Annotated in this window: 21 protein-coding genes and 1 tRNA gene; 8 read left to right on the plus strand and 14 right to left on the minus strand. The window is 71.6% G+C overall.

The window, feature by feature from the left end:
- Positions 1 to 34 precede the first annotated feature (34 nt).
- The 3 genes from K311_RS0101030 to K311_RS0101040 form a co-directional block, all read right to left on the minus strand.
- Complete coding sequence (locus K311_RS0101030) at positions 35 to 595, minus strand: hypothetical protein (RefSeq protein ID WP_043797639.1); 561 nt, start codon at positions 593 to 595, stop codon at positions 35 to 37.
- 180 nt (positions 596 to 775) lie between these two features.
- Positions 776 to 1,423 (minus strand): hypothetical protein, encoded by a 648-nt coding sequence (locus K311_RS0101035; protein WP_154659405.1) that lies wholly within the window; start codon positions 1,421 to 1,423, stop codon positions 776 to 778.
- A gap of 39 nt (positions 1,424 to 1,462) precedes the next feature.
- Entirely contained in the window at positions 1,463 to 2,866 is a 1,404-nt protein-coding gene (locus K311_RS0101040) for a GntP family permease (RefSeq protein WP_026815771.1), read from the minus strand.
- Positions 2,867 to 3,031: 165 nt separating this feature from the next.
- Between K311_RS0101040 and K311_RS0101045 the strand changes: the two genes are divergently transcribed.
- From K311_RS0101045 to K311_RS0101055, 3 genes are all read left to right on the plus strand, one after another.
- Complete coding sequence (locus K311_RS0101045) at positions 3,032 to 5,272, plus strand: TonB-dependent receptor (protein ID WP_026815772.1); 2,241 nt, start codon at positions 3,032 to 3,034, stop codon at positions 5,270 to 5,272.
- Between the two features lie 21 nt (positions 5,273 to 5,293).
- Positions 5,294 to 6,325 (plus strand): extracellular catalytic domain type 2 short-chain-length polyhydroxyalkanoate depolymerase, encoded by a 1,032-nt coding sequence (locus K311_RS0101050; protein WP_026815773.1) that lies wholly within the window; start codon positions 5,294 to 5,296, stop codon positions 6,323 to 6,325.
- 214 nt (positions 6,326 to 6,539) lie between these two features.
- Positions 6,540 to 9,857 carry a hybrid sensor histidine kinase/response regulator gene (locus tag K311_RS0101055; RefSeq protein ID WP_026815774.1) on the plus strand — a complete coding sequence of 1,106 codons (3,318 nt, stop codon included), beginning with the start codon at positions 6,540 to 6,542 and terminating at the stop codon, positions 9,855 to 9,857.
- Positions 9,858 to 9,920: 63 nt separating this feature from the next.
- On the opposite strand, the gene K311_RS14690 is transcribed toward K311_RS0101055, so the two are convergent.
- Positions 9,921 to 10,379, minus strand: coding sequence for a hypothetical protein (locus tag K311_RS14690; RefSeq protein ID WP_051239469.1), 459 nt, complete (start codon positions 10,377 to 10,379; stop codon positions 9,921 to 9,923).
- A 96-nt stretch (positions 10,380 to 10,475) separates the two neighbouring features.
- Positions 10,476 to 12,293, minus strand: a complete 1,818-nt coding sequence (locus K311_RS0101065; protein ID WP_081683211.1) for a 3-hydroxybutyrate oligomer hydrolase family protein — start codon at positions 12,291 to 12,293, stop codon at positions 10,476 to 10,478.
- 107 nt (positions 12,294 to 12,400) lie between these two features.
- Here K311_RS0101065 and K311_RS0101070 point away from each other — a divergent pair, with 107 nt between their 5' ends.
- Both K311_RS0101070 and K311_RS0101075 read left to right on the plus strand, forming a co-directional pair.
- A complete protein-coding gene (locus K311_RS0101070) occupies positions 12,401 to 13,210 on the plus strand; it encodes a 3-hydroxybutyrate dehydrogenase (RefSeq protein ID WP_026815776.1) in 810 nt (269 codons plus the stop codon).
- A 157-nt stretch (positions 13,211 to 13,367) separates the two neighbouring features.
- A complete protein-coding gene (locus K311_RS0101075) occupies positions 13,368 to 14,009 on the plus strand; it encodes a response regulator transcription factor (protein WP_026815777.1) in 642 nt (213 codons plus the stop codon).
- 94 nt (positions 14,010 to 14,103) lie between these two features.
- Here the strand turns inward: K311_RS0101075 and K311_RS0101080 are convergent, their stop codons facing one another.
- Positions 14,104 to 15,504 carry a M48 family metalloprotease gene (locus K311_RS0101080; RefSeq protein WP_026815778.1) on the minus strand — a complete coding sequence of 467 codons (1,401 nt, stop codon included), beginning with the start codon at positions 15,502 to 15,504 and terminating at the stop codon, positions 14,104 to 14,106.
- 74 nt (positions 15,505 to 15,578) lie between these two features.
- Between K311_RS0101080 and K311_RS0101085 the strand changes: the two genes are divergently transcribed.
- The 3 genes from K311_RS0101085 to K311_RS0101095 all read left to right on the plus strand — a co-directional run bounded on the left by K311_RS0101085 (position 15,579) and on the right by K311_RS0101095 (position 16,981).
- Entirely contained in the window at positions 15,579 to 16,028 is a 450-nt protein-coding gene (locus K311_RS0101085; RefSeq protein ID WP_026815779.1) for a hypothetical protein, read from the plus strand.
- A gap of 65 nt (positions 16,029 to 16,093) precedes the next feature.
- Positions 16,094 to 16,675, plus strand: a complete 582-nt coding sequence (locus K311_RS0101090) for a cysteine dioxygenase family protein (protein WP_026815780.1) — start codon at positions 16,094 to 16,096, stop codon at positions 16,673 to 16,675.
- Positions 16,676 to 16,894: 219 nt separating this feature from the next.
- Positions 16,895 to 16,981 (plus strand) — tRNA-Leu (locus K311_RS0101095).
- Positions 16,982 to 17,308: 327 nt separating this feature from the next.
- On the opposite strand, the gene metX is transcribed toward K311_RS0101095, so the two are convergent.
- From metX to K311_RS0101135, 8 genes are read right to left on the minus strand one after another with little or no spacing between them, the layout of a single operon-like run.
- Positions 17,309 to 18,442 (minus strand): homoserine O-acetyltransferase MetX, encoded by a 1,134-nt coding sequence (gene metX, locus K311_RS0101100; protein ID WP_026815781.1) that lies wholly within the window; start codon positions 18,440 to 18,442, stop codon positions 17,309 to 17,311.
- A complete protein-coding gene (locus K311_RS14695) occupies positions 18,439 to 19,473 on the minus strand; it encodes a tetratricopeptide repeat protein (RefSeq protein WP_051239356.1) in 1,035 nt (344 codons plus the stop codon). The genes metX and K311_RS14695 overlap by 4 nt, the downstream gene beginning before the upstream one ends.
- Positions 19,473 to 19,913 carry a cytochrome c-type biogenesis protein gene (locus tag K311_RS0101110; protein WP_026815782.1) on the minus strand — a complete coding sequence of 147 codons (441 nt, stop codon included), beginning with the start codon at positions 19,911 to 19,913 and terminating at the stop codon, positions 19,473 to 19,475. Before K311_RS0101110 ends, K311_RS14695 begins: the two co-directional genes overlap by 1 nt.
- Positions 19,910 to 20,440 (minus strand): DsbE family thiol:disulfide interchange protein, encoded by a 531-nt coding sequence (locus K311_RS0101115; RefSeq protein ID WP_026815783.1) that lies wholly within the window; start codon positions 20,438 to 20,440, stop codon positions 19,910 to 19,912. The genes K311_RS0101110 and K311_RS0101115 overlap by 4 nt, the downstream gene beginning before the upstream one ends.
- Complete coding sequence (locus tag K311_RS0101120) at positions 20,440 to 22,377, minus strand: heme lyase CcmF/NrfE family subunit (protein WP_026815784.1); 1,938 nt, start codon at positions 22,375 to 22,377, stop codon at positions 20,440 to 20,442. Before K311_RS0101120 ends, K311_RS0101115 begins: the two co-directional genes overlap by 1 nt.
- A complete protein-coding gene (gene ccmE, locus K311_RS18245; protein WP_026815785.1) occupies positions 22,378 to 22,857 on the minus strand; it encodes a cytochrome c maturation protein CcmE in 480 nt (159 codons plus the stop codon). It lies immediately after the preceding gene.
- Positions 22,854 to 23,015 (minus strand): heme exporter protein CcmD, encoded by a 162-nt coding sequence (ccmD, locus tag K311_RS18250; RefSeq protein ID WP_154659406.1) that lies wholly within the window; start codon positions 23,013 to 23,015, stop codon positions 22,854 to 22,856. The genes ccmE and ccmD overlap by 4 nt, the downstream gene beginning before the upstream one ends.
- Complete coding sequence (locus K311_RS0101135; protein WP_026815786.1) at positions 23,012 to 23,761, minus strand: heme ABC transporter permease; 750 nt, start codon at positions 23,759 to 23,761, stop codon at positions 23,012 to 23,014. Before K311_RS0101135 ends, ccmD begins: the two co-directional genes overlap by 4 nt.
- Between the last annotated feature and the right edge of the window lie 22 nt (positions 23,762 to 23,783).

Genomic DNA, 23,783 nt, shown 5'->3' on the forward strand with positions numbered 1-23,783 from the left:
CGGAGCCGATTTGATCGGATCGGCTCCAGTCCGTTCAGACCTGCGGAACTCCGTCCAGCGCCATCAGCGCGCGCTCCACGGCCTCGCCGTTCTCCGTGATCCACGACTGCAGCCGCGGCGCCGCCTCGTCGCCGTACTCGCGATGCCCGCGCACGATCACCGTGCCGACGCCATCGATGATCACGAACCGCGCGAAAGCCGCCTCGGCGAAATCCGGGCGGTAGAACGCGGCCGCGACGAAGTGCTGCGCGGGCGCCTCCGGCGTCGCCGGTACCGAACTCGTGCGCAGGATCGCCGCGCCGGCGGCCTGGTAATTGCCGAGCACCGTGTTCGCGACCGCGGCCAGGCCTTCGCCGTCGCGTGCCTGCGGGTGGCGGATGACGGTGACCATGTCGCGCCACGCCTCCAGGTCGTCCTGGCCGGCCGGCGTGAACTCGTGCTGGTTCTGCGCGCCCGACCAGCGGTGCGCGTAGTCGACGCCGTCGAGGTGGAGGGTCGGCGGGGCGGTGGTCGCCGTGGAGGCCGGGGCAGCGAGGGCGGCGCCGGTGGCGGCGACGAGGATCGCGAACAGCAGCGGGATCAGGTGACGGCGCATGCGGAACCTCCAGTCGTGCGTGTAGGGAATCGCTGCCGTATCCGCACCAGGCCAAAGTGATGCACGCCTGATCGGCCGCCGCCCCCGAAAACCGATCGTCCCCCCAAGTAACTCAAGTTACTCACTGGGACCACCCTATAACGATTCGTCGGCCGGCGCCTGCCAGCGCACGAAGGGCACCTACTTGATCGTCGCCGAAACGTTCGCGTGGATATTCGCGGGCGGCAGACCCGAGGATGCCTCGGGGCCATCGGCGATGAAGACCTCATAGCCCCCGGTCAGCCCACTCGCCCATTCGATCGAGACGTGGTTCTCGTGGACATTCAGGTCCACCGGGAAATCGCCGATATCAAGAATCCGATGCCTGGGGCGCAGGGATCGGAGGACGCGTTCGCGGGTGCCGCCGTCGAGGTGTCCGAGGCGACCGGTGTGACTCGTCGTTGCCAGTTCTGCGCGGAGGTCGCGGGCCAGCGTCTGGAACTGTTCCTCGGAGAAGGTGCTCATCCGCCAGGTGAATGCGTCGAACGCGCTGGGCATCAGCGGCGAGGGTGCGGCGATGGCTGCGCCCACCAGGGCCAGCACGATCGCGGACGCCTTCGCGCGTGGGGTCACCCGGAAGGGTTTGATCAGGCATATCGAAACGACCATGACCGGCCCCAGCACGAGTCCATGGAAGAGCATCGGAAGGACCACGAGGGGCTGGAGCAACCCGAACGGCCAGGTCGGATCGGCCTTCCAGCCCGACGCCAGCGTCAACAGCCGGCTGGCGAACGCGGCGACGACCTGCGACGCCGCGACCGCTTTCAATATCGTGGGGGCTTCCAACACGCGCACCTCCGGCCTGGACGCCCGGCGGCGCCGGGCCAGTCAGACGAGGCCGGTAGCGTAGAACACCCCGATGATCACGAACACCGCCAACGTCTTGATCACGGTGATCGCGAAGATGTCCTTGTAGGCCTGGCGGTGGGTGAGGCCGGTGACCGCGAGCAGGGTGATCACGGCGCCGTTGTGGGGCAGGGTGTCCATGCCGCCGCTGGCCATCGAGGCGACGCGGTGCAGCACTTCCATCGGGATGCCGGCGGCGTTGGCGTTGGCGATGAACACGTCGGCCATCGCCGCGAGCGCGATGCTCATGCCGCCGCTGGCGCTGCCGGTGATGCCGGCGAGGGCGGTGACGGTGACGGCTTCGTTCACCAGCGGATCGGGGATCGCGCCGAGCACGTTGGCGACCACCAGGAAGCCGGGTAGCGCCGCGATCACCGCGCCGAAGCCGTATTCGCTGGCGGTGTTCATCGCCGCGAGCAGGGCGCCGGCGATCGCCGGCTTGGTCTGTTCGGCGAAGTGCGTGGTCACCGGCTTCCAGGCCAGCAGCAGCACCGCGACGATGCCGGTCAGCAGCGCCGCCTCGACCGCCCAGATCGCGGCGATCTTCGGGATCTCCTGCACCACCGGCGCCGGCGAACCGATCACCGCCGGCACGAAGGAATGGCTGTCGCCGTACCAGCGCGGGATCAGCAGGGTGTAGACCTTGTTCGAGACGCCGACCAGCAGCAGCGGCAGCAGGGCGATGAAGGGATTGGCCAGCTTCTCGCCGGCGATCGCCGCCGGTTCGTTCAGCAGCTCGACGCCGGAGGCATAACCCTCGCCGGCGCGGGCCGCGGCCCGCCGCCGCCATTCCAGATAGGTCATGCCGAGCGCGAGGATGAAGACGCCGCCGAGCGTACCCAGCACCGGCGCCGCCCAGGCATCGGTGCCGAAGAAGCCGGCCGGGATGATGTTCTGGATCTGCGGCGTGCCCGGCAGCGCGTCCATCGTGAAGGTGAAGGCGCCGAGGGCGATGGTGCCGGGGATCAGCCGCTTCGGGATATCGGCCTGGCGGAACAGCTCGGCGGCGAACGGGTAGACCGCGAACACCACCACGAACAGCGACACGCCGCCGTAGGTCAGCAGGGCGCAGACGACGACGATGGCCAGCATCGCGCGGCCGGCGCCGAACAGGCGGATGGTGGCGGCGACGATCGCCTTCGAGAAACCGGAAACCTCGATCAGCTTGCCGAAGATCGCGCCCAGCAGGAACACCGGGAAATACAGCTTCAGGAAGCCGACCATCTTGTCCATGAACAGGCCGGTGAACATCGGCGCGACCAGGGACGGATCGGTCAGCAGCACCGCGCCCAACGCAGCCACGGGGGCAAAAAGGATCACGCTGTAGCCGCGGTAGGCGACCACCATCAGGAACACCAGCGCGGCGAGCACGATCAGGAAGGACATTCGATGAACCCCGGTTCCGCCGGCACTTCCGACGGGTGGGGCGAGTGTCGGCGCGGCGGCGGCCGCGGCCACTTGTACCAAGGTACAGGTGCCCGCCCGCGCGGCCCCAGCATAGATTGCGCCGCAACACGGCCGTCCGGCCGCGCGTCCGCATGAGGGGAAAACATGAAGCGCAACCACCTGAGCCGGGCGATCGCCCTGTCCCTTTCGCTGGCCTCGCTGGGCGTGGCCGCGCAGGAGGCGCCGCGCCCGGCCGACGAGGCGACGATGCTCGACGAGGTCGAGGTCACCGCCCGCCGCCGCACCGAGTCGCTGCAGGACGTGCCGGTGGCGGTGAGCGCCTTCGGCGAGAACGCGCTGCGCGACCTGCAGGCGACCAGCGTCGAGGGCCTGCAGGGCGCGGTGCCCAACATGAACATCGTGCAGGGCCGCGGCAGTTCGAACTCGGTCAACGTCTTCATCCGCGGCATCGGCCAGCCGGACGCGCTGCAGACCTTCGATCCCGGCGTCGGCATGTACGTCGACGACGTCTACTACTCGCGCATCAACGGCGCCCTGTTCACCCTGTTCGACGTCGCCCAGGTCGAAGTGCTGCGCGGCCCGCAGGGCACGCTCTACGGCCGCAACTCGACCGGCGGCGCGATCAAGCTGACCACGAAGAACCCGTTCGACGACGCCGGCGGCGCCGTCGAGGCCACCGTCGGCGAATTCGGCCGCCGCGACGGCCGCGCCTACTTCGGCCAGGCCTTCAGCGACACCGTCGCCTTCAGCCTCGCCGCGGCCTCGACCCACATGGACGGCTACGTCGAGGACCCGGTCACCGGCATCGACTACAACGGCGAGGACACCAACGCGATCCGCGCCAAGCTGATGTTCCGCCCGTCCGACGACCTCAGCGTGACCTTCAGCGTCGACTGGACCGACCAGGACAACGCGCTGACCCTCGGCCGCCCGACCGCGCCGCTGTACGCCACCGACTTCCTGTTCGGCCAGGTGCTGCTGATGCCGGCGCCGACCGGCGTCTACGACTTCCGGAGCCGCACCTCGTTCGCGCCCGACCAGGGCCAGGAGATGACCCACAAGGGCTTCTCGGCGCACGTCGACTGGACGCTGTCGGACACCTGGCGCTTCAAGTCGATCAGCGCCTGGCGCTCGCTCGAGACCGCGTCGTTCATCGACATCGACGGCTCGCAGTTCCAGCTCGGCGACGTGCTGGTGGCGATCGACCAGGACCAGTTCAGCCAGGAATTCCAGTTCCAGTACGACAACGGCGACGACCTGCAGGCGGTGTTCGGCCTGTACTACCTGCGCGAGAACGTGCCCTCGCACCAGGAAGCCTATGCCGACGACTTCCTGCGCTGGGGCGGGGTGCCGCTGACCTTCCTGCGCACGATCGACGACGATCTCGAGAACACCTCGCTGGCGGCCTTCGCGCACATGAGCTGGGAGTTCGCCCCGAGCTGGAACCTGTCGGCCGGCCTGCGCTGGAGCCGCGACCAGAAGGACTACTGGCGCACCACCTCGACGTTCTCGAACCTGGCCCTGCTCGCGGCCGACCCGCAGCTCGAGTTCGAGATCGACGATTCCTGGAGCGCGTGGACGCCGTCGCTGAGCCTCGAGAAGCACTTCAGCGACGAGGTGATGGCCTACTTCTCGGCCAACCGCGGCTACAAGGCCGGCGGCTTCAACGGCCGCGCCAATTCCGCGACCGAGATCAGCACCTTCGACCCCGAATACGTCTGGACCTACGAGCTCGGCCTGAAGATGCAGTCGGCCGACGGCCGCCTGCGCGGCAACATCGCCGCCTTCCACAGCGCCTACCGCGACTTCCAGGCGCGCGTGTCCGAGGTGCAGAACCCGGGTGCGCCGATCCCGACCTTCGCGTTCCCGGTGCTCAACGCCGCCGAGCTGACGATCAACGGCATCGAGTTCGAGGGCAGCGCGCTGCTCGGCGAGTCCACCCTGCTGAGCACCCAGCTCGGCTGGATGAGCGCCGGCTACGACCGCTTCGACGACCCGCGCGTCGCGGTCGATCCGACCCTGGCCAGCCTGCACGACCACGTGCCGTTCTCGCCGGACTTCACCGCCCGCATCGCCCTGCAGCACGGCTTCGACTTCGCCAACGGCAGCCGCCTGACCGTCGGCGGCGACGTCTCGCATCGCAGCGCGGTGTCGCTGACCGTCGACAACCGCCCGAACCTGCGCCAGTCGGCCTACACGCTGTTCGGCCTGTGGGGTGCGTGGTCGTCGCCGGAGCAGCGCTGGGAAGTGCGCGGCGGCGTGCGCAACCTCAGCGACGAGGTCTACATGACCGAGGGCCAGGAGTTCTCGAGCATCGGCAACATCCAGACCGCGTACTACGGCATGCCGCGCAACTGGTACCTGTCGGTCCGCTACAACTTCTGATCCATGCGATTTCCCCGGGGAATGTCCCAACGGGCCGCAGCAGCGGCCCGTCTTTTCTTCCCGCTCCTGCTGCTGGCCGGCTGCGGCCGCGAACCGGCGCCGGCGCTGCCGGCGCTGGTGATCGATCCGGACCGCGTCGCCGTCGCCGGACTGTCGTCGGGCGCGTACATGGCCACCCAGGTGCACCTGGCGTTCTCCGACCGCCTGCGCGGTGCCGCGCTGGTCGCCGGCGGGCCCTACGGCTGCGCGGTCGGCACGCTGCAGATCGCCCTCGGGTCCTGCATGCAGGGCGCGCCGGCGCCGGATCTCGCGGCGCTGGCACAGCGCGTGCGCGAACGCGCCGACCGCGGTGCGCTCGCGCCGCTCGACGGATTGCGCGGCGACCACGTCTTCGTGCTGCACGGCCGCGACGACACCACGGTCGCGCCGGCGCTCGGCGCCGCGGCGGCCGATCTCTATGCCGAACTCGGCGGCGACGGGCTGGCCCTGCAGCGCGATTTCGAACGCGGCTTCGCCCACGTCTGGCCGACCGTCGACCGCGGCGGCGACTGCGGCGAGCCGGCGGCGCCCTGGCTCGGTGCCTGTGGCTTCGACGCGGCCGGCGCCGCGCTCGCCTGGCTGTACGGTCCGCCTTCGCGCGACGCCGCGGCGGGCACCGGCGGCGAACTGCGCGAGTTCGACCAGACCGTGTTCGCCGCCGACGGGTCCGGCTCGCCGCAGCTCGCCGACCGCGGCTTCGCCTACGTACCGAAGGCCTGCGCGGCCGGCGAAGCCTGCGGCCTGCTGGTGGTCTTCCACGGCTGCGAGCAGAGCGCGGTGCAGGTCGGCAACGTGTTCGCCCGCGACGCCGGCTTCAACCGCTGGGCCGACGTCTACGGACTGGTGGTCCTGTATCCTCAGGTGCAGCCGTCGTGGCTGCCGCTGAATCCGAAAGCATGCTGGGACTGGTGGGGCTATACGGGCGCCGACTACGACACCCGTGCCGGAGCGCAGGTGGGGTGGGTGGGGCGGGTGATCGACACGCTCGCCGCGGCGGGTGGGGGCGCGCGCTGAACCTTCGGTGCGAGAAACGAGAAACGAGGAACGAGGAACGGGAGAGGGCTCGCGCTGCGCGCGGATGGCGGCGGTCGCAGGGCCTCACTCTTCACTCGTGCGCAGTACGTCCGCGCCGAAGGCGCGGGCTGTCACTCGTTTCTCGTTCCTCGTTTCTCGTTTCTCGAAGCATCGCGCCTGAAGGCGCTCCTGCAGAGGTGAGGGGGGCGGCGGCGTGTTGACGGGCTCCGTCGTCGTGCTCGCCGGGCTGGCGTGGCTCGGGCTGCTGTTCGGGACCGCGTTGTGGGCGGAGCGGCGGCCGGCGCTGATGCAGCGGCACTGGCCGGTCGTGTACAGCCTGTCGCTGGCGGTCTACTGCACGTCATGGACCTTCTTCGGCACCGTGACGCAGGCGCAGCGCTCGGGCTGGCCGATTCCACCGACCTTCGTCGGCACGATCCTGCTGTACGTGCTCGGTTTCGGTTTCCTGCGCGAGCTGCTGCGGCTGGCGCGCGAGCACCATTCGACCTCGCTCGCCGACCTCATCGCCACCCGGCTCGGGCGCAGTTCCTGGCTCGCGGCGGCGGTGACCTTCGTCGCGGTGATCGGCATCGTTCCCTACATCGCGCTGCAGCTGAAGGCGGTGGCGATGAGCTTCGGCCTGCTGACCCGCGCCAGCGACCTGACGCCGCCGCCGTGGCAGGACAGCGCGCTCTACATCGCGCTGGCGATGGCGCTGTTCGCGATGCTGTTCGGCACGCGTCGGGCCTCGGCCGCCGAGCACAACCGCGGCCTGGTGCTGGCGATGGCCGCCGAGTCGCTGCTCAAGCTCGGGGCGATGCTGGCGCTGGGGGTGTTCGTCTGGTTCGGGCTGGAACTGCCGGCTTCGCCACCGCCGTTGCCGGCGCCGGAAGGGGCGGGTGGTTTCCCGGCGCTGGTACTGCTCGGTGCGCTGGCGATGTTCACGCTGCCGCACCAGTTCCACGTCGGCGTCGTCGAATGCCGCAGCGAACGGCAACTGCGCACGGCGCGCTGGCTGTTCCCGCTGTACATGCTGGCGATCGCGCTGCCGGTACTGCCGCTGGCGCGCGCCGGCGACGCGCTGCTGGCGCCGCTGGGCGTGCCGTCCGACCTCTACGTGCTGGCGTTGCCGCTGTCGCAGGGCCACGACGCGCTGGCCCTGCTGGCCTTCCTCGGCGGCCTCAGCGCCGCCACCGGCATGGTGATCATCTCGACGCTGGCGCTGAGCGTGATGATCGGCAACCACTGGCTGGCGCCGCTGCTGGTGCGCGGGCGCTGGGCCGCCGCCGGGGCCGACCTGCGCCCGGCGCTGCTGATCCAGCGCCGCATCGGCATCATCGCGGTGGTGCTGCTGGCCTGGGTCTACAGCCGCGCGATCGCCGGCAACGACGCGCTCGCCGACATCGGCGCGCTGTCGTTCTCCGGACTGGCGACGCTGGCGCCGGCGGTGGCGTTCGCGGTGTGGCGGCCGGCGACGCCGGCGCGGGCGGTGCTCGCCGGCCTCGTGGTCGCGGTGGCGCTGTGGTTCTGGGTGCTGATGCTGCCGCCGTTCGCGGAAGCCGCCGGCGTTTCGTCGCCGTGGCTGCGCGAAGGCCCGTTCGGGATCGCGTGGCTGGCGCCCGACGGCATGTTCGGCCTCGAGGGCTGGAGCCGGATCGCGCGCGCGAGCGTGCTCAGCCTGGTCGCCGCGACCCTGGTGACCTCGCTGCTCGCCGCCCGCCTCGGCGATGCCCCGGGCCGGGTCGGCGATGCGCTGTCGCCGGAGGTGCTGCGCGAGGTCGCCGGGCGCTTCCTGCCGGCGGTGAAGGTGGAGTCGCTGCTCGCCGGCGCGGACGATCCGGAGCGCGCGAAAGCCGCCGGCGAACGCGTCGAACGCGAACTCGGCGCGGTGCTCGGCGCCGCCTCGGCGCGGCTGCTGCTCGACGCCGCCCGCCGCGAGCCGGGCCGCGACCTCGACACCGTCGCGACGATCGTCGGCGAAGCCTCGCAGGCGCTGCGCTTCAACCAGCGCGTGCTCGAGGCGGCGCTGGAGAACATGGACCAGGGCATCAGCGTCGTCGACGCCGAGCTGCGCCTGGTCGCCTGGAACCGACCCTACGCGGAACTGTTCGACTACCCGCCGGAACTGCTGCGGGTCGGGGTGCCGGTCGCCGATCTGGTGGCCTGCAACGTCCGCCGCGGCCTGGCCGGCGCCGGTGACGCCGAACGCGAGGTCGGCAAGCGCATCGACCACATGCGCGCCGGCACGCCCTACGTCGCCGAGCGGCGCTTCCCGCCGGACCGCGTCATCGAAATCCGCGGCAACCCGATGCCCGGCGGCGGCTTCGTCGCGACCTTCACCGACGTCACCGCATTCCGTGCCAACGAGGCGGCGCTCAAGTCCGTCGCCGAGACGCTGGAGCAGCGCGTCGCCGAACGCACCGCCGAACTCGCCGGCGCCAAGGCCGAGGCCGAGCGCGCCAACCGCGCGAAGACCCGCTTCCTCGCCGCGGTCAGCCACGACCTCGCGCAACCGCTGAACGCCGCGCACCTGTTCGTGCATGCGCTGGCGCCGAAGCTGGTCGAGGAGGAGCACCGCGCCGCGCTCGCCAACATCGACGGCGCACTGGGTTCGGCGGAGACCCTGCTCGCCGGCCTGCTCGACATCTCGCGGCTCGATGCCGGCGGCCTGGAGCCGGCGCTGCAGACCTTCCGCATCGACGAACTGCTGGCCGGCCTGCTCGGCGAGTTCGGCGTGCTCGCCGACGACCGCGGCCTGCGCCTCGACGGCGTGCGCTGCACCGCCTGGGTGCGCAGCGATCCGCAGCTGCTGCGGCGGGTGCTGCAGAACTTCCTCGGCAATGCGCTGCGGCACACGCGCCGGGGCCGCGTGCTGGTCGGCTGCCGGCGCCGCGGCGAGCGGCTGGCGATCGAGGTCTGGGATACCGGCCCCGGCATCGCCGAGGCGGACCGCGCCGCGATCTTCGAGGAGTTCCGTCGCCTCGACCGCGGCGGCCAGGGCCTCGGCCTCGGGCTGGCGATCGCCGACCGCATCGCCCGCCTGCTGCAGCACCCGCTGCGGCTGCGCTCGTGGCCCGGCGCCGGCAGCGTGTTCGCGATCGAGGTGCCGCTGGCGGCGCCGGTCGCGGCCGCGCCGGCACCGGCGCCGATCCCGGTACCGGCGACGCCGCGCTGCCGCGTGCTCGTCGTCGACAACGACGCCGACGTGCTGCGCGGCATGCAGGCACTGCTGCAGGGCTGGGGCAACGACGTGATCGCCGCCGGCGATGCCGACGAGGCGCTGCGCCGCGCCGCCGAGGGCGCATCACCGGATCTGCTGCTGCTCGACTACCACCTCGGCGGCGGCGCCACCGGCCTGCAGCTGCGCGAACGGCTCGTCGCCGCCGGCGTCACCGCGCCCTGCGTGATCATCACCGCCGACCACGCCGCCGATGTCCGGGGCGCGGTCGCGGAAGCCGGCTGCGTCCTGCTGCACAAGCCGCTGCGCCCACTGGCCCTGCGCTCCGCCATGGCGCGCCTGGTCCAAATGTAGGAGCGGCTTCAGCCGCGATGCCTTTCTTGCAGGCCAGCGACCGCGCGGACCCCCTCCCGCCACCTATTGCAGGTCGCGCGCCTCTCCGACCCAGATCGCGACCCCATGCACCCGCTCCTGCGTCGTCGGAATGCCGACCCCGACACCGACGCCGCCGTGGCGGCCGTAGTTGCCGCCGCCGACCGACAGGCCGACGGGGGAGGCGTCGCGGCCGCGACCGAGCAGCAGTACGCCGTTGGCGCCGAGTTTCGCGGCCTCGCTGCGCAGGCGGGCGAGGGCGGCCTCGCGCTGGCCGGCGGTGCCGAAGCCGGCGCCGCTGCGGGCCTCGATCTCGGCGATGTCGATCGCGCCGGGCGGGCGTTCGGTATAGATCCGCACCGTCGCCGGTTCGACCGGCGGACGCGCGGCGCCGAGCATGTGCGTCGACACCCCGGCGCAGGCGGTGAGCGCGAGCAGCACCAACGGCAGCAGCCGCCGCGCGGCGAAGGCGCGGGTGGGCGGGAACAGGGAAGCGGTAGACATGGTCATCGCGCACCTCCAGCAGGTGCCGGCAGTCTCACCCCGGCCGCGTGAACGACGAAGAACGGGAAAAACGGTGCCCGGCACCGTTAAGCCGACTTAACCGTGCCCGGCACCGTCTTTACCGTGCCCGGCACCGTTTTGGGCGGCGGGTGGCAGCGCTTCGCCGTCGGCGATGCGCGCCCACATCGCATCGAGCGCGCGGTAGGCCACCGGCAGCAGCGGCTGGTAGCGGCCGGTCCAGAAGGGCAGCGCGACGAAGGCGTCGAAGTGCTGCGCGCCGGCGACCGGCCAGTACACGACCTCGCGGCCGGCGCCACCGGCCCAGTTCGCATAGGCGCCGCCGCTGAAGGCCGCCGGGATCAGGCCGTCGTCGAGGCCGTGCACGACCAGCACCGGGCGACCGGCGGCGGGCAGCGCCGCGCGGGTCCCGTCGATGCCGGCGATCAGCGCGGCATCGCCGGCGTCCCAGAGCTGGCGCAGGCAGCGCAGGCCGGGCAGCAGCGGATCCTCGCCGCCGGCGAGGCCGTCGACGATGCCGACGCCGGCGCCGGGCGGGATGCCCGAGGCGTCGCTCCACCAGGCCGCGCGCATCGCCGCGGTCGCCGCGGTCGGCTTGCCGGCGGCATCGACGGTGGTGAAGCCGTAGCCGCAGGGCATCGGCTCGTCGCCGCTGCGCGAATACGCGGCGGCGTAGGTGACGTTCACCGAGCGCCACAGGTCGAAGGCGGTGCTGAGGTCGGCGGCGGCGATCGCGGCGTCGGTCCAGCCGCGCTCGCGCAGGTGCCGGCGCGCCGCTTCGGCCTGCGCCGCCGGCTCGCTTTCGCTGATCTCGCCGGAAGCCGCCAGCGCGGCGCAGCGCAGCGCGCCCGCCGGTGCCGGCGCGCCGCCGGGGCGCACCAGGGCCAGCCCGTCGTAGGCGCTGGCATTGAGCGCGCAGGGCAGCCAGATCGCCGCCTCGGTCGAGTAGTCGTAGAGCGCGCGGCCACCGTTGCCGGCGAGCACGTTCGGCGAGATCGCGACGACGCCGTCGAGCCAGTCGCCGTCGAGCTCCGCCGCGCGCAGCACCGCACCGCCGCCGTTGGAGACACCCACCGCGATCACCGTGGCGTCGGCGGCCAGTGCATCGCCATAGCGCTCGCGGAGCACCCGCTGCGCGAAGGCCGCGGCCTGGCGCACATGCCGGCCCCAGTCGGCTTCCGGGTTGTCGCCGGAATGCGCGTGCTTGACGCGGATGCCGTCGCCGCCGGTCGGTGCGAACTCGACCGGCTCGCCGGTCGCGGCGCGGCGGCCGTCGAGACCGGTGCCGATCCCGTCCGCGGCATCGACGTAGCCGGTGCCGGTGCCCTTGTCGGTGTGCGCGACCGCACAGCCGCGCGGCAGGCCCCAGGCGCCGGCGAGGGCGATCGCGCCGTAGATGCCGCGCGAGCCGGAGGAGGCGGTGACGACGACGCAGGGCTTCGCCGGATCGAAGGCGTCCGGCAGCTGCACGAGCACGCGGTGCGGCTGCGCGCGGCCGGGCAGTTCGACGAAGGCCTGGAACTCCTCGCCGGGCACCGCGGCGAAGCTGCCGTAGTCGCGGCCGTAGGCGCTGCCGGGCGACAGGTCGGCGATGCCGCGCCAGTTGCTCCAGATCGCGCGCCGGCGCAGTTCCTGCGCGGTCGGCGCTTGCGCATCCGCGAAGGCCGGCGGGGTCGCCGCGCGCAGGCCGGCTTCGCCGAGGCCGGCGCTCAACAGGTCGTCGCCGTCGCGGTGGACCGTGTGCCGGATCGTCGCCGCGGCGACGGCGGGATCGCCGGCAGGCGCCGGCGTTGCGGCGGCGACGAGGTCGGCCGGCGCGGCGGAATTCAGCGAGGCGCAGCCGGCGAGCAGGGCGGCGGCGATGGCGGCGGGCAGGAGGCGGCTGATCGGGTTCATCGCCCGAAGATACCGCCCGCGCGCGGGGCCGGCATCGTACCTTCGTACGTCGCGGGCGCCGCGCTGCCGCTGCTAGCGTGCCGGCATCGAATCTTCAGGAGGCGGCGATGGCCGACACCTTCCTCGCGGGCCGCAGTGCCCTGGTCACCGGCGGCACTTCGGGCATCGGCCTGGCGATCGCGCGTGCGCTCGGCGGTGCCGGCGCCGCGCTGGCGATCAACGGCCTCGGCTCGCGCGAGCAGATCGAGGCCGCGCTCGCCGCGGTGCGCGAGGCCGGGGCGCCGTCGGCCCGCCACTTCGGCGCCGACCTCACGTCGGCGACCGCGATCGAGGCGATGTGCGGCGAACTGGCGGCGACCGCCGCGCCCGACATCGTCGTCAACTGCGCCGGCGTGCAGCACACCGCGGCGCTCGCCGACATGCCGGCGGCGACCTGGGACACGATCATCGCGGTCAACCTCAGCGCCGCGTTCCACACGATGCGGCTGGCGATGCCGGCGATGGCCGCGAACGGCTACGGCCGGGTGATCAACATCGCCTCGGTGCACGGCCTGGTCGCGTCGGTGCAGAAGGCGCCGTACGTGGCGAGCAAACACGGCCTGATCGGGATGACCAAGGTCGCGGCGCTGGAATACGCCCAGGCCGGTTCGCGCGACTCCGGCGGCGTCACCGCCAACTGCATCTGCCCGGGCTGGGTCGAGACGCCGCTGATCGAGCCGCAGATCGCCGCCCGCGCCGCCGCCGTCGGTGGCGACCGCGACGCCGGCGTGCGCGAACTGCTGCGCGAGAAGCAGCCCAGCGGCCGCATGTGCCTGCCCGACGAGATCGCGGCCGTGGTGCTCTGGCTCTGCCGGCGCGAGGCGCACAACCTGACCGGCGCGGCGATTCCGGTCGACGGGGCCTGGACCGCGCAATAGCGGAGTTCGTAGTTCGTACGAGGTACGAGGTAGTTAAGTCCGGCGGCTGGAAGGGGGCGTTCCTGCCTGCGATTTCGCGAGCAGGGAGTCGACGATTCCTGCAAGATCGCGCTGGAAACGACCACTACCTCGTACCTCGTACGAACTACGAACTGGAATGAAGCTAGTCATCGCCGACGACCACCCGCTTTACCGGCTCGCGCTGACGCAGGCCGTACGCGGCGTGCTGCCGGAGGCGGAGCTCACCGAGGTGGAGGACATGCCGGCGGTGTTCACCGCGCTCGCCGCGGCGCCGGACACCGACCTCGTGCTGCTCGACCTGCACATGCCCGGCAGCCACGGCCTGATGGGCCTGGCGTCGCTGCGCGCCGAACATCCCGGCGTCGCGGTGGCGATGATCTCCGCGCACGAGGAACCGGCGACGATCCGCCGCGCGCTCGCCTACGGCGCCGCCGGTTATCTCACCAAGCGCGCCGATCTCGCCGAACTGCAGGCCGGCCTGCGCGCGGTACTCGCCTGCGAGGTGTGGCTGCCGCCGTCGCTGCGCGACGCGGTGGCGGCGGCGCCGGCCGATCCCGGCGACAGCGACACCGCCGCCCGCCTCGCCAGCCTCAGCCCGCAGCAGTTCAAGGTGCTCACCCGCGTCGCCGAAGGCCGCCTCAACAAGCAGATCGCCGACGAGCTCGGCATCCAGGAACGCACCGTCAAGGCGCACATGAGCGCCATCTTCGAGAAGCTCGGCGTCCGCAATCGCACCCAGGCCGGGGTGCTGCTCGGCCAGCTCAGCCTGGACCGCTGAGCACCGCACTGTAGGAGCGGCTTCAGCCGCGATGCTTTTCACGAAGAGCATCGCGGCTGAAGCCGCTCCTACAGGGAAATGGGGAAGTGAGGGGTTACTCGCTCTTCCAGAACAGGATCCGCCACGGATCCGGCGGGTCCTCGCCATGATTGCGCGGCAGGCGGCCGACGGTCAGTTCGTGGCGGCCGCGCGGCAGATCGGCGATCGGCAGCATCGCGACCAGGCCGCGCTGTCCGGTGCGCGGATCCTCGCCGGCATCGAAGGGCACCGCGACCGGTTCGCCGTCGATCGCCAGCAGGTGCAGGCGCGCCAGGCAGTCCAGGCGCTCGCGCCAGTACTTCGCGCGTTCCTGCCGGCGCGCTTCGCGTTCCTGCCGACGCCGCTCGCGCCCGGCTTCGGCAGGTTCGCCGGCATCGGCCGTCGCGTCGGGTTCCGATGAGGTCGGCTCGGCAATCGCGCAGTCCCTGGCGACGAACTCGTCGTGGCGGGTCGGGATGTAGGGAATGAACAGCGGCAGCCAATCCCCCGCGATGATTCGCGACGGGATGTGTGGCGGCGGCACCAGCTGGATGACGTCGCCACGCTGGTCGTCGTAATGGTCGGCCTTCACCAGCGACGCGACGCCGAAACCATCCGGCGGAAGCCCCGCGCCGATGCGCAGTCCCAGTCCCATCCGGCTGCCGACCGTCTGCCCCAGCACGATCGTGAAGACGACGACCGCGACCACGGTGATCAACACGGCGGTGCGCCGGCTGCCCGCGTGGCTGGAGAACAGGGTGAGCAGCGGATTGCCGGAGCCGGAGAAGCCGATCTTCGCGTAAAGGTCGAACAGCCGCTGCATGCGCCGTTCCTGCGGGCTGCCGGGAACCAGACCCGCACCCGCACGCCGGTCCCACTGCACGAGCACCGCGAACAGGATCGCCACGATGCCGAACGCTCCGAGCACCACGAACAGCAGCGTCTGGCCGCCGCCTTCGCCACCCGACAGCGCCCAGCGTGCCCAGATCGCCACCATCATCAGGCTGACGATCAGCATCGGCACGAACATCACCGTGGCCAGGCCGACACCGACGCCGAACACCAGGCTCGCGCGGTTGTCGGCGCGTTCGATCAGCGTGGACATGTCGGACAGGTCCGCGTGGACCCGCCGGAAGTACTGCGGCCCGAGCCGTTCGCGCATCCGGTCCCAGCGCACACCCTCGGGATAGACCGAATGCAGGCCGACGAGGGCCACCCAGTAGCCGCGCGTCACCAGATGCAGCAGGAAGGTCGCGATCAGCGTCAGCAGCGCGAACTTGACGTAGATCCACAGCGGCAGCGACAGCGCCGCGAGGTCGGGCAGCGTGTTGTTGTAGAAACCGAACAGCAGCCGGTCGACCTGGTCCGGCAGCTGCAGCAGGCTGAACACCGTCGCGCCGGAGATCAGCAGTTCCATCTCCCAGGTGGGCGTGGTCCGCTTCGGCAGCTGCCGCGGGTCGTCGCTCGCTTCGGTCATGACGGCTCCTGGTGAGGCGGGCAGGGTCGCAGAGGGCAGGCGCCGCCGGCAAGGCGGCTGCTAGATTCGACGGCATGAACAAGGCATTCGTGACCGCCGCGAAACTGCTCGGCGGCCTGTGGACCTCGCCGCTGACGCTGGCCGGCGTGCTCGCCGGGCTGGTGGGCATGGCTTTCGGCGCGCGCGTGCGGGTCTCCGACCTGGCGCTCGTGTTCCACCGCTATCCGTGGGGGCCGGGCGGGGCGCTGACGCTCGGCAACGTGATCCTGCACAGCGGCGACAGCCTCGACGAGGTGGTGACCAGCTACCGTTGCCGTGCCGACGGGACTTACAGCGACCGCCTGCGCCTCGGCGACCACGAGCGCGCGCACGTGCTGCAGTACCTGGTGCTCGGACCGCTGTTCCTGCCGCTGTATTTCCTCTGCGGCGGCATCAGCCACCGCAACCGTTTCGAGCAGGCCGCCGACCGCTACGCGCTGACCGGACGGGGCTGGTGGCCGTGGCCGGCCGCGGGCCGGGATTGACCTGCGGCAAACCGTGGCCCGGCGCTGTGGCTAGAATGGGCCGGGACAAATCCGACGGTATCGCCATGCTCGCGCTCGAATTCCCCGGTTGTGACCGCCTGTTCGCGATGATCGACGACGCCCTCGCCGCCGGCGACGAGCACGCGGTCACCGCCGCCATCCGCGAAGGCATGTGCCGGGCCATGCGCGAGCAGAGCGTCGCCTTGCCCGAGTGCTGCCACGAGCCGGTCGCCGATCATTACGCCCGCCGCGAGCTCTACCGCTGCGAGAAGAACGGCTACAGCGTGGTCGCGATGACCTGGGGCCCGGGGCAGGGCACGCCGATCCACGACCACGCCGGCTGCTGGTGCGTCGAAGGCGTCTGGCGCGGCGAACTCGAGATCACCCAGTACGAACTGCGCGAGCGCGACGGCGACCGTTTCCGCTTCGAAACCGTCGCCACCGAGCGCGCCGGTGTCGGCTCCGCCGGCTGCCTGATCCCGCCGCACGAGTACCACGCGATCCGCAATCCGTCGGACACCGAGATCGCGATCTCGCTGCACATCTATCGGGCGCCGCTGCTCACCTGCGCACATTTCCAGGCCGACGGGCAGCCCGGCTGGTACCGCAAGCTCGACCGCACGCTCTCACTCGACGCCGCCGCCTGATCCTGTGGAATCCGCCGGGGTCGGATCCGCCTGCGGCCGCCACGCGAGCCGCGAGCGCGGACACGCCGTGAACCCGTCCATGGGGGCTCTTCGGCGACGTCCATGTCGCCGAAGGTCCGCGCTCGCGGCTCGCGCGGCGGCCTCGTCGATTCATCGGCCGGCGGTTTCCACAGGAACAGCCGGCGGCGCTGCGGACGCAGGGCTATAATCCGCGGGCGGGCCGGTGTGGCGGAATGGTAGACGCAGCTGACTCAAAATCAGCCGGGGCAACCCCTCGTGGAGGTTCGAGTCCTCTCACCGGTACCAAGACTAGTTCGTAGTTCGTACGAGGTAGTTCGTAGTCGGCGTGTTCGGGGTGGGCGTCGACTCTCGTGTCGGGTTCGCCGTAGCCGGCGGTTCAGCGCCTACTTCGCATATCGGGTGTTTGCGCTCCGTGGGTTCGAGCCCGCTGGGCTGCGCCGCGCGCTGTTCTTTCGTGCTGACGCCGGCCAATCGACTTTCTGGCTGCGAGCCGGTGGGCGTTTTCCGGACCTTCGGCGACAGGGACGTCGCCGAAGAGCCCCCATGGACGGGTTCACGGCTTGTCCGGAAAACGCCCACCGGCTCGCGGCGCCCGCGAAGCCGCGACCGGCGTCAGTGCGAAAGCGCGTCGAGGAAGCCGCGGATCGCCGGCCCAAAGCGGGCGATGTCGACGAGGAAGGCGTCGTGGCCCTGCGGTGAGGGCAGGGCGAGGAATTCCGCGTCGCAGCCGCCGGCGCGCAGGCCGTCGGCGACCTGCTGTTGCTGCTGCAGCGGGAACAGGATGTCGGTCTCGACGCCGATCGCCAGCGCGCGTTCGACGCGGATCGAGGCGAGGCCGCGCATGACGTCGCCGCCGCCGTATTCGGCGAGGTCGAACCAGTCCATCGCGCGGCCGAGATAGAGGTAGCAGTTGGGGTCGAAGCTGCGCACGAAGCGCTTCGCGTGCCCTTCCAGATAGCTTTCGACCTGGAATTCCATGCCGAAGCGCTCGTCCTCGCCGGTGTCGTCGTCGAGGCGGACGCGGCCGAAGCGGCCGTCCCATTCCATCGCCGAGCGGTAGGTGACGACGCCGAGCTTGCGGGCTATGCGCATGCCGTTTTCGGGATAGCGCGCATCGTCGTAGTCGCCGCCGTTCCAGTGCGGGTCGAGACGGATGGCCTCGCGCTGCAGCGAGCGGATCGCGATCGAGAACGGCAGGGCCTGGGCGCTGCCGCTGACGTTGATGTGCGCGCGCGCCGCGCCCGGATGCAGGTGCAGGTAGGCGAGCGCGGTCATGCCGCCCATCGAATTGCCGATCACGCAGGCCAGCTGTTCGATGCCGAGCGCGCGCACCACCGCATGCGCGGCGCGGGCGCAGTCCTCGATCGAGAGATCGGGAAAGGCGAGCCGGTAGGGGGCGCCGGTGGCGGGATCGATCGAGGCGGCGCCGGTGGAACCCTTGCAGCTGCCGAGCGTGTTCACGCAGATCACGAACCAGCGGTCGCTGTCGATCGGCTTGCCGGGGCCGAGCATCGCCTCCCACCAGCCGGGCTCGGGGTCGCCGTCGTGCGAAGCGGCATGTGCGTTCGGCGACAGGCCGGTGAGGATCAGCACCGCGTTGCCGCCGGCGGCATCGAGCTCGCCCCAGGTCTCGTAGGCGACGCGGGCACCGTGCAGGGCGCCGCCGCGCTTGAACTCGAACGGCGAGGGCAGGTCGACGAAGCGGCTGCCCGGCGGGATGCGCTCGAACGGGCCGGCGGCGTTCATTCCTGCACCCCGTCGATGCGCAGCGTCGCCGCCACCGCCTCGCCGGCGACGAGCTCGACGGTCTGCGCGGCCGCGACGAGATCGCCGGCGGCGGCCGCGGCGTCGCCGGACTTCGAGATGCGTGCGGCGAGCTGCACCGCGGTCTGCTGCGACAGCGTGCCGGTCGGCATCAATGCGTCGGCGTCGGAGAGTTCGAGCTGGACCGGAAAACCGCGCGCCGGCATGCGCCGGGCGGCGACCGGCGGGCCGGCGCCATCGGCGGCACGCGCGAAGACATAGAGCACGTCGTCGTCGCCGAGGCGGGCGGCGAGTTCCGGCGCGAGTTCGATCGTCACCGCGAGGCGGGTGCCGGTGGCGGCAGCGTCGCCGCCGCGACCGGCAGCCAGCTCGGCGGCATAGTCCCGCGCCGGCATCCCGGCCTCGGTGCGCGCGATCGCCAGCTGCGGCAGCAGGGCCTGGGCGGTCGCCTCGTCGAGCAGCGGCAGCAGGCGTTCCCACAGCGCCACCGCTTCCGCCGGCTGCCCGGCCTGGTAGCGCTGGGCACCGAGGTAGAACAGCGCGCGCTGGTGCGTCGGCACCGCGGCGACGACCTGCTCGAGCATCGCGGTCGCCTCGGCCGGGAAACGGCCGTCGGGAGCCGCGCGCATCATCAGGTCGGCATGTTCGACCATCAGGTCGCGGTCGTCGGGCAGCACGGCGCGGGCATTGGCCATCGCGTCGCGGGCCGCGACCCAGTCGCCGGTCTGGGCACGGAAACGCGCCAGCAGCACCCAGCCCTCGACGTTCGCGGGTTCGGCCTTCAGCCGCGCTTCCAGCTGGGCCACCGCCTCCGCGGCGGTGGTCGGGGCGCGCACCAGCGCCGGATCGAGCGCCATCGGCGTGCCGAGCAGGGCATACAGGCCGGCGCCGCCGCCGGCCAGCAGCAGCACCAGGGCGAGACCGGCGGTGCGGCCACCGCGCCACAGCGAAGGCAGCACGATCACCAGTACGAGGGCGAGCAGCGCGGCGGCGGCGAGCACGAAGGCGGTCATCACCACTCCTGGTCGTCTTCGGGGGCGCTGGTCGCCGGCAGCGCGGCGGTACGCCGGCGCACGATCGCCACCACCACGCCGGCGCCGGCGAGCAGGATCAGCGCCGGGCCGAACCACAGCAGCCAGGTCGCCGGCTTCACCGGCGGTTCGTACAGCACGAAATCGCCATAGCGTTCGACCAGCCAGGCCTTGATCTCGGCATCGCTCATGCCGCGGCGCATCAGCTCCAGCACCTGGGCGCGCAGGTCGCGGGCGATCTGCGCGTCGGAATCGGCCAGCGACTGGTTCTGGCACATCACGCAGCGCAGCTGCACCGTCAGCGCGCGGAAGCGCGCCTCCTCGGCGGCGTCGCGGAACTCGATCGGCGCCTGCGCGGCGACGCCGGTGGCCAGCCCCAGCAGCAGTGCGAGCAGCAGTGTGCGCAGAGCCGCGGCGCTCATTGCAGCGACTCCAGCAGCGGCATCAGTTCCTCGTGCACGATCGCCTCGTCCATCGGTCCGACGTGCTTCCAGCGGATGATGCCTTCGGCGTCGACCAGGAAGGTCTCGGGCGCGCCGTAGATGCCCCAGTCGAGCGCGGCGCGGCCGTCCTCGTCGGTGATCACCACGTCGTAGGGATCGCCGAACTGCGCCAGCCAGCGCTGCGCGTCTTCAGGTGCGTCCTTGTAGTCGTAGCCGATCACCCGCACGGCGCCGGAACGGGCGATCGCGGTGACCACCGGATGTTCGTCGCGGCAGGCGGGACACCAGCTGCCCCAGACATTCAGCAGGTAGGGCGCGCCACGCAGCTCGTCGCCGCTGACGATGCGCTCCGGCGTGCCGAGCACCGGCAGCGCGAAGGCCGGCGCCGGCTTGCCGATCAGCGGCGAGACGATGGCGCTGTTGTCGCGCCCGGAATTGCGCAGCACGCCGAGGCCGAGCAGCACCGCCAGCGCGGCGAAGGCGAGCAGCGGCAGCAGCCGGCGCATCATGCCGGCGCTCCGGCGGCGTCGCGGCGGCGGAAGCGGCCGTCGAAGGCGACCACGAAGCCGCCGAGGCCCATCAGGATCGCGCCCAGCCAGATCAGGCGGATGAAGGGCTTCACGTACAGGCGCAGCGCCCAGCTGCCTTCGCGGTCGAGCGCCTCGCCGAGCGCGACATAGAGGTCGCGGCCGAGGCTGCCGTCGAAGTCGGCCTCGGTCATCACCTGGCCGCCGCTGGCATAGGCGCGCTTCTCCGGATGCAGGACCACGACTTCGGCGCCGTCGCGCAGCACGGTGACGGTGCCGCGGTCGGCGCGGTAATTCGGGCCGGTCACCTGTTCGGCGCCGTCGAAACGGAATTCGTAGCCGCGCAGCTCGAAGCTCTGGCCCGGGCGCGCGGCGACGTCGCGTTCGACGCTGGTGCTTTCGGTCAGGAACACGCCGGCGACGAATACGCCGATGCCGGCGTGCGCCAGGATCATGCCGACCATCTCCGGGGTGAAGCGGCGGCTGCCCGCCGGCGCCTGCAGCCGCGACCACACGAAGCGGCCGGTGCCCAGCAGCAGCCAGCTCGCCGCGAGCACGCCGACCGCGGTCTTGCCGGTGCCGTTCGGCCACGCGAAGAATGCGAGCACCGCGAGCACGCCCGCCAGCGCCGCCCACGGCGCCAGCCAGCGCAGCGGCCGCGCGGCTTCCTCGCGCTGCCAGCGGGTCAGCGGCCCGAAGGGCAGCAGCAGCACCAGCGGCGCCATCAGCAGGGTGAACAGCAGCGCGAAATAGGGCGGGCCGACCGAGATCTGGCCGAGGTCCAGCGCCTCCGCCAGCAGCGGGTAGAGCGTGCCGAGCAGGACCATCGCCGCCGCCGCGGTCAGCAGCAGGTTGTTGGCCAGCAGCAGGGTCTCGCGCGAGACCGGCGCGAAGGGCTTGCCGCCCTCGTCCTTCGGCGCCCGCAGCGCGTACAGCAGCAGCGAGCCGCCGATCACCAGCCCCAGCAGCACGAGGATGAACATGCCGCGCGCCGGATCGGAGGCGAAGGCGTGCACGCTGGTGATCACCCCGGAGCGGGTCAGGAAGGTGCCGAGCAGGGACAGCGAGAACGCCGCGATCGCCAGCAGCAGGGTCCAGCCGCGGAAGCCGCCGCGTTTTTCGGTGACGGCCTGCGAATGCAGCAGCGCGGCGCCGACCAGCCACGGCATGAAGCTGGCGTTCTCGACCGGATCCCAGAACCACCAGCCGCCCCAGCCGAGCTCGTAATAGGCCCAGAAGCTGCCGAGGCAGATGCCGAGGGTCAGGAAGCCCCAGGCGACGTTCGTCCACGGCCGCGACCAGCGCATCCATTGCGCGTCGACCCGGCCGCCGATCAGCGCCGCGATCGCGAACGCGAACGCGACCGCGAAACCGACGTAGCCGGTGTACAGCAGCGGCGGGTGGAAGATCATGCCCGCGTCCTGCAGCAGCGGGTTCATGTCGCGGCCCTCACCGGCGGCCGGCAGCAGGCGCTCGAACGGGTTCGAGGTGAACAGGGTGAAGGCGATGAAGCCGAAGGCCACCATGCCCAGCACCGCCAGCACCCGCGCGATCACTTCCGCCGGCAATGCCCGCGAGAAGCGCGCCACCAGCGCCGTCCACAGACACAGGAACAGCACCCACAGCAGCAGCGAGCCCTCGTGCGCGCTCCACACCGCGGTGAAGCGATAGGCCAGCGGTAGCAGCGAATTCGAGTTGCGGGCGACGTAGGACAGCGAGAAGTCGTGCTGCACGAAGGCCCAGGTCAGCACCGCGTAACTGGCGGCGACCAGCAGCAACAGCGCCCAGGCCAGCGGCCGCGCACTGGCGGTCAGCGCCGGGTGGCCGCGCTGGGCGCCGATCAGCGGCAGCACCGCCAGCGCCAGCGCCACCAGCAGCGCCAGCACGAGCGCGAACAGGCCGAGTTCGGGCAGCACTCAGTCCGCTCCGTCGCCGGCGGGTGCGGTGTCGGCATCCGCCGGCACGCCGTGCTTCTGGTGCTGGCGCGCCATCGCCTCGGCGACCTCGCGCGGCATGTAGGTCTCGTCGTGCTTGGCCAGCACCTGGGTGGCGACGAATACATCGCCCTCTCGGCGGCCGGTGGCGATCACCGCCTGGTTCTCGCGGAACAGGTCGGGAAGGATGCCCTCGTATTCGACCGGCATCACCGCGTCGCCGTCGTTGACCGCGAAGCGCACCTTCAGCGTGCCTTCCTCGCGCTGCAGGCTGCCTTCGGCGACCATGCCGCCGAGGCGGAACACCGCCTGGTCGGCGGCCTCGCCGGCATACACCTGGCTCGGCGTGTACAGGTAGGTGATGTTCTCGCGCAGCGCGAGCGTCACCAGGGTGACGGCGACCGCGGCGGCGGCGGCGAAGCCGAGCACCAGCAGCAGGCGCCGGCGGCGGGTGGGGTTCATCGCTTGTCTCCGTTGCCGGCGCGCGCGGCCTCGCGGCGGGCGCGCTGGCCGATCTCGCGGCGGGTGCGGGCCAGCCGCCAGCGCGGGCCGGCGTAGTCCCAGGCCAGCACCGCGGCGAACACCGCGTAGGCGCCGATCAGGTATTCGATATAGCTCACGGCTTCACCCCGGCGGCGGCGCGCGCCCAATCCTTGCCGGCCTCGCGGGCCAGGTTGTCGGCGCGCGCACGCTGCAGCAGCGAACCGGCGAACCAGAACTTGGTCGCGATCACCATGACCCATAGCGGCCAGGTCATCGAGGCGTCGAGGGTCGATTCGCCGAACATTCGGATCGTCGCGCCCTGGTGCAGCGAGTTCCACCAGGTCACCGAGTAGCGGATCACCGGCAGCAGGGCGATGCCGATGATCGCCAGGTAGCCGGCGGCGCGGGCGGCATTGCGGCGGTCGTCGATCGCCGCGTACAGGCCGAGCACGCCGAGGTACATGAACAGCAGCACCAGTTCGCTGGTCAGGCGCGGATCCCAGTCCCACCAGGTGCCCCACATCGGCTTGCCCCAGATCGAGCCGGTGGCGAGGGTGATCACCGTGAACCAGGCGCCGATCGGGGCGCAGGACATCGCAAGGATCTCGCACAGCTTGATGCGCCAGATCAGCGCGATCGCCGCGTAGACCGCCATCAGCCCGTAGACGAACAGGCTCATCCAGGCGCTGGGCACGTGGATGTAGAGGATGCGCGCGCTGTCGCCCTGCTGGTAATCGGCTGGCACCACGAAAAGGGCGCCGTAGAGGCCGATCGCCAGCGTCACCAGCGCCAGCAGGAAGCACACTGGCGCCCAGCGCGCGGCGAAGCGGTCGAAGGTGGGGGGCGAACCGAGTTGGTGGAACCAGAGCAGGACGGGGTTCACGGCGTTGTTCGGCTCGGGCGGC

It is taken from the genome of Arenimonas composti TR7-09 = DSM 18010 (assembly GCF_000426365.1).
GTDB classification, from domain to species: domain Bacteria; phylum Pseudomonadota; class Gammaproteobacteria; order Xanthomonadales; family Xanthomonadaceae; genus Arenimonas; species Arenimonas composti.

Excerpts from the sequence above, each read along its gene's own strand:
- K311_RS0101040 (WP_026815771.1), bottom strand. The coding sequence starts at position 2,866 with ATGTCCTTCCTGATCGTGCTCGCCGCGCTGGTGTTCCTGATGGTGGTC.
- K311_RS0101115 (WP_026815783.1), bottom strand. The coding sequence starts at position 20,440 with ATGCGCCGGCTGCTGCCGCTGCTCGCCTTCGCCGCGCTGGCGGTGCTG.
- K311_RS14695 (WP_051239356.1), bottom strand. The coding sequence starts at position 19,473 with ATGACCGCCTTCGTGCTCGCCGCCGCCGCGCTGCTCGCCCTCGTACTG.
- K311_RS14690 (WP_051239469.1), bottom strand. The coding sequence starts at position 10,379 with ATGTCTACCGCTTCCCTGTTCCCGCCCACCCGCGCCTTCGCCGCGCGG.
- K311_RS0101110 (WP_026815782.1), bottom strand. The coding sequence starts at position 19,913 with ATGAGCGCCGCGGCTCTGCGCACACTGCTGCTCGCACTGCTGCTGGGG.
- K311_RS0101085 (WP_026815779.1), top strand. The coding sequence starts at position 15,579 with ATGAACAAGGCATTCGTGACCGCCGCGAAACTGCTCGGCGGCCTGTGG.
- K311_RS0101070 (WP_026815776.1), top strand. The coding sequence starts at position 12,401 with ATGGCCGACACCTTCCTCGCGGGCCGCAGTGCCCTGGTCACCGGCGGC.
- K311_RS0101090 (WP_026815780.1), top strand. The coding sequence starts at position 16,094 with ATGCTCGCGCTCGAATTCCCCGGTTGTGACCGCCTGTTCGCGATGATC.
- K311_RS0101045 (WP_026815772.1), top strand. The coding sequence starts at position 3,032 with ATGAAGCGCAACCACCTGAGCCGGGCGATCGCCCTGTCCCTTTCGCTG.
- K311_RS0101075 (WP_026815777.1), top strand. The coding sequence starts at position 13,368 with ATGAAGCTAGTCATCGCCGACGACCACCCGCTTTACCGGCTCGCGCTG.
- K311_RS0101050 (WP_026815773.1), top strand. The coding sequence starts at position 5,294 with ATGTCCCAACGGGCCGCAGCAGCGGCCCGTCTTTTCTTCCCGCTCCTG.
- metX (WP_026815781.1), bottom strand. The coding sequence starts at position 18,442 with ATGAACGCCGCCGGCCCGTTCGAGCGCATCCCGCCGGGCAGCCGCTTC.
- ccmE (WP_026815785.1), bottom strand. The coding sequence starts at position 22,857 with ATGAACCCCACCCGCCGCCGGCGCCTGCTGCTGGTGCTCGGCTTCGCC.
- K311_RS0101065 (WP_081683211.1), bottom strand. The coding sequence starts at position 12,293 with ATGAACCCGATCAGCCGCCTCCTGCCCGCCGCCATCGCCGCCGCCCTG.
- K311_RS0101030 (WP_043797639.1), bottom strand. The coding sequence starts at position 595 with ATGCGCCGTCACCTGATCCCGCTGCTGTTCGCGATCCTCGTCGCCGCC.
- K311_RS0101080 (WP_026815778.1), bottom strand. The coding sequence starts at position 15,504 with ATGACCGAAGCGAGCGACGACCCGCGGCAGCTGCCGAAGCGGACCACG.